The organism is Chloroherpetonaceae bacterium, from assembly GCA_025056565.1.
GTDB lineage: Bacteria > Bacteroidota > Chlorobiia > Chlorobiales > Thermochlorobacteraceae > Thermochlorobacter.
In genome coordinates this window covers 496,293-502,813 of record JANWWA010000001.1, presented here as the reverse complement: position 1 = coordinate 502,813, position 6,521 = coordinate 496,293, and the positions used below count along the sequence as shown (strand labels likewise).

Below are 6,521 nucleotides of genomic sequence, written 5' to 3'. Positions count from 1 at the left end.
CGCCAACCCAACTGACCTGTTGCTTCGGATAGACGCACACATCGGGCACGAAAAGCTTTCCGCCAAGTTCAAGGTCAATTTCAGGCAAGATGCTGAATTGCGCATCGTATCGCGCAAAGGCGACATCTAATCGGTGTTGCAGAATGCTGTGTCTGAGGCGCGGCACGGGCTTCCCCCTTTCCAATTCGTATTGCGAAATCGTTAGCGTTTCCATCTTCGTTGCGGATTTGGTTGAATAGCGTTTGAAGATAGCGATAAATGCGTTTTGAAATTTGCTGATTTTTGCGTTCTTTCTAAATGCAAATAATTTGCAAAAAAAAGTTATGGAAAGCAAAGTTGCGGCAGCGGGAGAGACAAGACGAAGCAAAGCGATTCGTCAGCGACTTTGGCTGCAGCTGACAACGGTGGTTGCGCACATTTTCATCGTCAAATTCACGATTCCCAATGTCTGGTGGGCGATTTTCGGCTTGGCGTTTTGGGCAGCGGTAATTCTCTGGGCGGCAAGAAGCGGGCGTTGGGTCTGCGCCAACTTCTGCTGGCTTGGTGGCGTGCAAGATTGGCTGCAACCGCTCGCTAAAAAGCGCGTCAAGTTCAATCCCAAAATTTCGCAATACGCCGTGCTGATTGTGCTCGTAAGCTGGACGCCGCTCGTCTGGCTTTTCACCGATACAATGTTTGCCGAGGGCGAGTCGCCTATTCACTTCCCTCTGCAAGGCGACGACAACCTCTTCGTGCAGGCGGGGCATTTCATCATTCTCACGCTCGTTGGTTTTTCCGTGATGATTTTTGGCAAGCGCGGCGCCTGCCACTACCTCTGCCCCTTTGGCATCGCCGTTGGCGCGGCAAAAAACTATTGCTTGAGACAGAAGACACAGCAGGCAAATGACGATGAATAAGTCTCGCTGGCTTCTATTGCTTCTTCCCCTTTTTGTTTCGGCATGCATCGTGGAAGGCGAAAACCGCTTGCTTTATCTCAACGGTCATCCAAAAGCGTTTTTTACGGCAAAGCGTTTGGACGATGGACGATTGGCGAAAGTTGGCGCCTGTTCGACTTGGTATCCGAATGGGCAACTTCACGGCGTTGAGCATTACGACGAACAAGGCTTGCCTATCGGCAAATGGACATATTGGGATTTTCATGGGCGCAAACTCTGCGAAGGAGAATTTCGCCGCGAAAATGGCAATCTGCTTTCAGTCTGGACATTCTTCCACGAAAACGGTTCGCCTTGCCGCGCTGAAACCTACTGCGATGGCAGAAAGCACGGCAAATGGCTCTATTGGCACGAAGATTCCTTGCTCTGCCAAGAAGCGCATTACCACAACGATACCGCCATTGGACGATGGACATTTTGGGATAGGCGAGGCAGAGTGATGAAAGTGGAGGAATATCACAATGGAGTCAAGCAAAACGAAATCATCTTCAACGCATCATTTGAGGAGAAATGATTTTGCCAAGTTCTTATCAAGAGTGGAAACGGTGCATCACGGTGGATTGCGGCATCAAACTCACGCGACCATACATTGAAGAGCGTCTTCGCGCGCTGCGTGATGAACGCGATGAGCAGACCAAGCAATTCATTCGGCTCTATGGCAAAGCGCACTGGCAGAATGTGACGCGGTGGTTTGAGCAAGCGCTGAGTGAAGTCTAACCGTTTCGAAACACCGTTTCAAACGATGAACAGACTCACCTTTGGCATTGTGCTGCTTCTGGGTGTTGGCTTGTTTCTCTTTGTCTTCAACTATGCGCGCAATCAATCGGCGGTTGAGCAGCCTGCGCCGCGCCCAACGGCGCTCCCACGAAAACTGGGGCAAGCGACGGAGAGAAAATCTAACCTTGCCACGCATTCCGTTTTGGCAACGCTCTGGATGCAGCGTTCTGGCGAAGCGATGGCGCTTTGTTACCAAGCGTATTCCCTTGCAAAACTTCGCTTAGACGAAGCGCTCAAAGCAAAGTCTGCCCCGAAATCAAAGCCGAAAGCAATTGTGGTTGATGTTGACGAAACGGTGCTCGATAACTCGCTATATCAAGGCAAGCTGATCAAGCAAGACACAACGCACCCCGCGCACTGGGACGAGTGGTGCTCGCTCGCTTTGGCGAAGCCCGTGCCCGGAGCCGCTGAATTTTTGAACTACGCGAAATCCAAAAACGTAGAGGTCTTTTACATCACGAATCGCGGCGAAAACCTGCGAGAAGCGACGCTGCGCAATTTCAGGTCGGCGGGTTTCCCCTTTGCCGACAGCGCTCACCTTCTGATGCGAACTGATACGCCAAGCAAAGAAGCGCGGCGACAGCTCGTTGCGGAAAAGTTCGACATCGTTCTCCTCTGCGGCGATAATCTCAACGACTTTTCCGACGTCTTTGAACGAAAGCCCGAAGCGACGCGCAACGAAGAAGTTGAACGGCTGAAGAACGAGTTTGGCAAGCGTTTCATCGTCTTGCCCAACCCGATGTATGGCGATTGGGAATATGCGATCGTTGGCTACGACAAGATGGCGGACACCACTTGCGCACGAAAGCGACTAGAAGCAATTATGGCTTATTGAAGCCCTAACCATTTTCAATAACGCCGTTAAACTTTCACGCTGAGAATGATGACCGAAACGATGGCGCGCTATCCCGACACGCTCCCTGCGCACGTGTGCAAAGCAAACACTTTTGCCGAACTCTACGGCATTCACGAGCCGCATATCAATCTGGCAATTTTGCCGCGCCCTGTTGATGCGGACATCTATCGCTTTTTGGAGCGGTGGGTTGAAACCGACTTTCAACAATTAGAGCGCACAATGCCTGCCGAAGAATGCCGCGAGTTTTTGGAATCTCGCCTCGAGAAGCACCGGGCGTTAGATGAAGTGGGCTGGCAAAAGTTCATTGAAGAAGTGGATACGACAACGCAAGACTATGCGGCAGTAGTGGGCGTTGATGATGTAAAGTTTCTTCTTGCCATCGTGCGAGACAATAGCTGCGAGAAATTCCATCGTGATTTTTATCACCTGCGTCTGCTTTGCACTTACTATGGCGAAGGCACAGAGTGGACGCCTGACGACAATGTCAATCGTGAGAAACTGGTAAAAGGCACGAATGAAGAAATCATCAAGGATTTTTCGCGCGTCTATCAACTGCGTCCGTTTGAGATTGCAATTCTCAAAGGCGAGTATCTGCCTGAAAACAAAGGCAAAGGTCTGATTCACCGCTCGCCCTCGATTTTGCAGCGCCGTGGCAAGCGCGTCCTACTGAGACTGGACATGCGATATGATTAGCCAAAAGCGCTTGATAGATGCAAATCGTTTGCATATCTTTGCATCGCCAAAAAGTTATATGCTCAAATAATTAAAAACCTCAACTGCTATGCAGAAGGGAAGTCTTGCGTTAGTCGCTCTCTTTTTCCTACTTGGCAGCGGCGCATCTGCGCAAACCGTTCTTAGAGGCAAAGTAACCGACAATCGTGGCGAATCGCTGGCGGGCGTTACGGTACTGGTGCATCAAGCCAAACTGACAGCCTTCACCAAAACTGATGGCTCGTATCAACTGTCAGTTCCCGAGAATCTGAAGTCCTTCACGGTCGAGTTCGGTCTCTTGGGCTACAAATCCAAGTTAGAGACCGTTACGCTTCCCAGCGGCGAGAACGCTTACACATTGAACGTGACGCTTGTCGAAACGCCAATTGAGACAGAAGAAATCGTCGTCACGGCAGGTTTTGTCAAGGAGCAAGAACGGCTGCCTTATCCTATCACGACTGTGATGAAGCGCGATGTTGTCAGTTCAGGAACAGTAAATCTTTCCCAAGCTATCGCAAGAACGCCGGGGATTTATTTCTCAAGTCTTGGCAATGCGGTAGGCAAGCCTGTCATCAGGGGGCTAACGAATGCGAATGTGATTCTGCTGAATAATGGCATCAAGCAGGAAAACTTTAACTTTTCGTCCAACCACCCCTTTTTGGTCGATGAATTTACAGCGTCTCGCATTGAAGCCATCAAAGGACCAGCGTCGCTGCAATATGGCTCTGACGCCGTGGGCGGCGTTATCAACGTCGTGCGCGAGCGCCCTGCGCAGCCTAATAGCCTCGAGGGCGATGTAACAGCGCATTACAATGCAAACACGATTGGCTATCTCACGACCTTAGGGCTTCGGGGCAGCGTGGAGAATTTCTTTCTCAGCGCGCGGCAGCCTGAAATCGCATGAGGACTTCCGAGATGGCAACAATGCCGTGATTGCAAACACGCGATTCAATGAGCAAAATGCTTCGGTGAGCGCAGGCGCGCGATTGCCTTTCGGCATCTTCGCTCTGAACTACAACTACACCAAAGCTAAGTATGGCTTGCAAAACCAGAGCCAGATTAACCTATTTCAGGCACAACCTGACTTGATAGAAAAAGGCAGAAACAATCAAGTGTGGTATCAGAACCTTGATAACTCCTTCATCTCTTCCAACAACACGATTTTCTTCGGCAATCACACTCTGGATGTGGACTTGGGCTACCAGATGAATCGGCGCGAAGGCATTGGCGGCGCTTACAATCCGCAGCAGCGGCAACTTAACATCCCGTCTTTTGCGCTCATGCAACTGAACACCTTTACTGCTAACGCGAAGCTGAATCTTTCGCTCGAAGACAAGCGGCTTTTGTTCGGTCTCAATTTTGCCAATGTGCGCAACGACGCTGACGAGACCAGACCAAATAACCCACTCTTGGATTCGGAAATCAATGACGCAGGCGTGTATGCGATTGCGGATTTCAAGCTCGCTGAGCCTCTTATCTTCACAGGCGGTTTGCGATACGACTTCCGAAATATGAAATCATATCCGACGCAAACTCAAACCACCAATCAGTTCAAGGTCGATAACACATACAATAATCTTACAGGTTCAATTGGCGTCATTTACAATGTTTCGCCGTCGCAATTTGTCAAAGTCAATCTTGCCAGAGGCTTCCGCTCGCCTACGATGCCTGAGCTGACGCAAAATGGCATTCACGGCGGACGCTACGAGCGTGGCAATCCAAACTTCAAGCCACAAATCAATCACCAAGTCGACCTGAACTACCACTTGCACGCCGATTGGCTGACGCTTGATATTTCGCCTTTTTACAACATCGTCAGTGGATATATCTACCTTGTGCAAACCAATGAGCCTGCGCCGATTGGTCAAGGACGAGTGTTTCAGCATACTCAAAACGATGCAACGCTCTACGGCGGCGAAGCGATGCTGGATTTGCACCCGTTGGAGTGGGTGGGTCTGCACCTTACATACAGTTTGGTGCGCGCAGAGCTTTCAGGCGACCCGCTTGGTTTCAAGCACCCGACCTTCATTCCACAAGACCGCCTAATTGGAGAGATAAAGTTTGAACAGAAGAATCTGGGCTTCTTCAAGCGACCATACCTTGCACTCGAGGCAATGCATTTCTTTGAGCAAAATCGCACAGGTCAAAACGAGACGGCAACGCCTGCTTACACTTTGCTCAATGCGCGAGCAGGCGCAAGCATTCCAATTGGCGGACAAGACATTGATGTTTTCATCATTGGCAATAACCTGACGAATGCAGCTTACATTGACCACCTATCCGTCACTAAGCCACTGAACCTCAATATGATTGGTCGCAACATCGTGTTCGGCGTGCAAGCGCCGTTTGCGCTTAGGAAAGGAGACTAACACAACGTTTCACAGGGAGAAAGCAACGTGGAATTGGGTTTTATCATCAGCAAGCCTAAATTGCTTTTGCAGTCTGTCATTCAAATTTCAGAAGCGCAATGAAGGTTGAGGAATTTCAACAGATAAAGCAAGCCATAGAAAGATTAACGCCGAAACAGAGAACGGCACTGATGCGCCTACTACGTGGCGCAAATAGCATAAGAAAACTGCAAGCAAAGCGCAGGACGAACAAAGCTAAAGAGAAGCTACTAACAGAACTCCATCAGTCATGGGCAGAGGTAATGAGGGGTGAATACCGACCTATTGACGAGCTTTTGGATGAGCTGAGAGAAAATGATTGATGTTTTTGTATCGCCCACGTTCGAGCGACAAGTAAAGGCGTTGAAAAAGCGATACAAGAACATCGGCAAAGACATTGACGAGTTTGTCAGCAAACCACTCAAAAGTGGTCAAGTTATTGGGGAGCAAGTGCAAGGCGTTGGATACGCAGTATTCAAGGTGCGCGTGCCAAACCGAGATGCAAAGCGTGGAAAGCGTGGCGGCTACCGAATCGTGTATTATCTCAAAGCAAGGACTACGGCAGTCCTCCTTGCAGTCTACGCCAAGTCAGACCAAGTTGATATCACCGCTTCTGACATCCGTGCCATCATTGAATCGTTTGAGAGACAAAACTAATTGCGCTTGAAGCGTTAGACGCTGGCCAGCATTGCCAAACGCTTTGGAAGTCTTCAGAGAAAAATCTATCATAGCAACTGTTTGTTCATTCTCATCTCATCAACCCTTGCAGGTTCGGCAGAGATGCCGATGAAAAAGGAATCGTGTGCAAATCACGAGCTGTCCCGCAACTGTAAGTAGCGCAACGGTCTTTGTCCTTGC

The 6,521-nt window shown here is 49.8% G+C and carries 10 protein-coding genes and 1 riboswitch (1 of these 11 only partly in view); of the genes, 9 read left to right on the top strand and 1 reads right to left on the bottom strand.

All coding sequences use genetic code 11. From position 1 onward, the window contains the following. A partial coding sequence (locus NZM05_02230; GenBank protein MCS7012438.1) for a hypothetical protein occupies positions 1–214 on the bottom strand: 214 nt, incomplete at its 3' end. A gap of 109 nt (positions 215–323) precedes the next feature. Here NZM05_02230 and NZM05_02225 point away from each other — a divergent pair. The 9 genes from NZM05_02225 (at position 324) to NZM05_02185 (ending at position 6,320) form a co-directional block, all read left to right on the top strand. After that, a complete protein-coding gene (locus tag NZM05_02225) occupies positions 324–896 on the top strand; it encodes a 4Fe-4S binding protein (GenBank protein ID MCS7012437.1) in 573 nt (190 codons plus the stop codon). Then, positions 889–1,446, top strand: coding sequence for a hypothetical protein (locus NZM05_02220; GenBank protein ID MCS7012436.1), 558 nt, complete (start codon positions 889–891; stop codon positions 1,444–1,446). The genes NZM05_02225 and NZM05_02220 overlap by 8 nt, the downstream gene beginning before the upstream one ends. Continuing rightward, positions 1,443–1,649 carry a hypothetical protein gene (locus tag NZM05_02215; GenBank protein MCS7012435.1) on the top strand — a complete coding sequence of 69 codons (207 nt, stop codon included), beginning with the start codon at positions 1,443–1,445 and terminating at the stop codon, positions 1,647–1,649. Before NZM05_02220 ends, NZM05_02215 begins: the two co-directional genes overlap by 4 nt. A 25-nt stretch (positions 1,650–1,674) precedes the next feature. After that, complete coding sequence (locus NZM05_02210; protein MCS7012434.1) at positions 1,675–2,544, top strand: 5'-nucleotidase, lipoprotein e(P4) family; 870 nt, start codon at positions 1,675–1,677, stop codon at positions 2,542–2,544. 45 nt (positions 2,545–2,589) lie between these two features. Then, the gene (locus NZM05_02205) at positions 2,590–3,258 is read left to right on the top strand and encodes a DUF1826 domain-containing protein (protein MCS7012433.1); all 669 of its coding nucleotides are present in this window, start codon (positions 2,590–2,592) and stop codon (positions 3,256–3,258) included. An 88-nt stretch (positions 3,259–3,346) separates the two neighbouring features. Next, on the top strand, positions 3,347–4,180 hold the full coding sequence (locus NZM05_02200; GenBank protein MCS7012432.1) for a TonB-dependent receptor: 834 nt from the start codon (positions 3,347–3,349) through the stop codon (positions 4,178–4,180). A 25-nt stretch (positions 4,181–4,205) separates the two neighbouring features. Next, complete coding sequence (locus NZM05_02195) at positions 4,206–5,645, top strand: TonB-dependent receptor (protein MCS7012431.1); 1,440 nt, start codon at positions 4,206–4,208, stop codon at positions 5,643–5,645. A gap of 98 nt (positions 5,646–5,743) precedes the next feature. Beyond that, on the top strand, positions 5,744–5,986 hold the full coding sequence (locus NZM05_02190) for a hypothetical protein (GenBank protein ID MCS7012430.1): 243 nt from the start codon (positions 5,744–5,746) through the stop codon (positions 5,984–5,986). Next, positions 5,979–6,320: a type II toxin-antitoxin system RelE/ParE family toxin gene (locus tag NZM05_02185; protein MCS7012429.1), complete on the top strand. Its 342-nt coding sequence runs from the start codon at positions 5,979–5,981 to the stop codon at positions 6,318–6,320. Before NZM05_02190 ends, NZM05_02185 begins: the two co-directional genes overlap by 8 nt. Positions 6,321–6,413: 93 nt before the next feature. Continuing rightward, a riboswitch (cobalamin riboswitch) is annotated at positions 6,414–6,521 on the top strand; it runs 84 nt beyond the window's last position.

Excerpts from the sequence above, each read along its gene's own strand:
- NZM05_02225 (MCS7012437.1), top strand. The coding sequence starts at position 324 with ATGGAAAGCAAAGTTGCGGCAGCGGGAGAGACAAGACGAAGCAAAGCG.
- NZM05_02220 (MCS7012436.1), top strand. The coding sequence starts at position 889 with ATGAATAAGTCTCGCTGGCTTCTATTGCTTCTTCCCCTTTTTGTTTCG.
- NZM05_02215 (MCS7012435.1), top strand. The coding sequence starts at position 1,443 with ATGATTTTGCCAAGTTCTTATCAAGAGTGGAAACGGTGCATCACGGTG.
- NZM05_02210 (MCS7012434.1), top strand. The coding sequence starts at position 1,675 with ATGAACAGACTCACCTTTGGCATTGTGCTGCTTCTGGGTGTTGGCTTG.
- NZM05_02205 (MCS7012433.1), top strand. The coding sequence starts at position 2,590 with ATGATGACCGAAACGATGGCGCGCTATCCCGACACGCTCCCTGCGCAC.
- NZM05_02200 (MCS7012432.1), top strand. The coding sequence starts at position 3,347 with ATGCAGAAGGGAAGTCTTGCGTTAGTCGCTCTCTTTTTCCTACTTGGC.
- NZM05_02190 (MCS7012430.1), top strand. The coding sequence starts at position 5,744 with ATGAAGGTTGAGGAATTTCAACAGATAAAGCAAGCCATAGAAAGATTA.
- NZM05_02185 (MCS7012429.1), top strand. The coding sequence starts at position 5,979 with ATGATTGATGTTTTTGTATCGCCCACGTTCGAGCGACAAGTAAAGGCG.